At 38.9% G+C, this 655-nt stretch carries 2 protein-coding genes; one reads left to right on the forward strand and one right to left on the reverse strand.

Annotated elements, in window-relative coordinates; translation table 11 throughout:
• Positions 1-162, forward strand: a 162-nt coding sequence (locus ACH0AB_RS11915; protein WP_406878277.1) for a transposase domain-containing protein, incomplete at its 5' end; no start/stop codon positions are given.
• Positions 163-343: 181 nt separating this feature from the next.
• On the opposite strand, the gene cynS is transcribed toward ACH0AB_RS11915, so the two are convergent.
• Positions 344-655 (reverse strand): cyanase (gene cynS / locus ACH0AB_RS11920; protein WP_406878276.1); only part of this gene is annotated, 312 nt, incomplete at its 5' end.

The following is a 655-nucleotide window of genomic DNA, read 5'->3' on the forward strand; positions in this document are numbered from 1 at the left end:
AGTGGTCAGCGGGCGGCGATTGTTATGTCGCTCATTCAATCTGCAAGATTGAATGGTCTTGACCCGTATGCGTATTTGGCAGATGTGCTGCTGAGACGTCTGCCGACACATAAAGATAGCCATATTGATGAGCTGCTACCTCATGTCTGGAAAATGGGATGATAGGGGTATGGTCGGGGGCTTACGTAATGTTAGCCAATAGACGTTAATTAACTGTAATTTAGGAGATTTTTATGCCAATTCGGTGACGTTTTCTATCTTTTAACACCAATTCCAGTTTTTAGTTGAGTTTGAAATTGGTGTCGATAGAAGGTCGCTGGTTTGTGCAAAGGTCTTTAATCAATTAAAAAGTTTTATAAGGTAAAAACTTTCCTGATAACAGGATATTGACGCGGTCTCCTGCAGGATTGTTTTCACGTTGAATGTCCATCGAAAAATCAATCGCACTCATAATCCCATCGCCAAATTCTTCATGAATTAACTCTTTTATGGTTAAGCCATACACACTGATTACTTCATATAAGCGGTAAATCAATGGATCAGAAGGCACCGCTGTTGGCAAGCTACCTTTATAAGGCACAACCTTTAACCACTTTATCTCATTTTCATTTAAATTAAATAAGCCACCTACTTTATTTGCTTGTTCATCATTTAA

The sequence above is a fragment of the Moraxella sp. 179-F 1C4 NHS genome, assembly GCF_045370505.1.
GTDB lineage: Bacteria > Pseudomonadota > Gammaproteobacteria > Pseudomonadales > Moraxellaceae > Faucicola > Faucicola tetraodonis.